Below are 252 nucleotides of genomic sequence, written 5' to 3'. Positions count from 1 at the left end.
AGTCTTAATAGACTTTAAAATTGGTACAACTATTAGAGTGGAGTTTGCTTTTTCCAAACGATTTTGTTCACGTTTTAAGTCGTTCGCAAGACTTGACCTTCTATCTAATAAAGCATTGAGCAATCGGATATTATCAGGAGTGGGTTGCCATAAAAGTAAATCTACAGTCATTGCAAATCGCGCCAATACTTCACTATCGATTTTGTCAGTTTTATTAAGCTTAGAGATACTTTGAGCAAAATATCGAGTACG

Annotated in this window: 1 protein-coding gene; it reads right to left on the bottom strand. The window is 34.9% G+C overall.

The window, feature by feature from the left end; all coding sequences use genetic code 11:
* A partial coding sequence (locus ACG9ZL_RS21340) for an IS110 family transposase (protein ID WP_419361936.1) occupies window positions 1-252 on the bottom strand: 252 nt, incomplete at both ends.

This window comes from Acinetobacter legionensis (genome assembly GCF_048551735.1).
Taxonomy (GTDB): domain Bacteria; phylum Pseudomonadota; class Gammaproteobacteria; order Pseudomonadales; family Moraxellaceae; genus Acinetobacter.
Note: the sequence above shows the minus strand (reverse complement) of the source record. Positions and strands in the feature narration are given on the sequence as shown.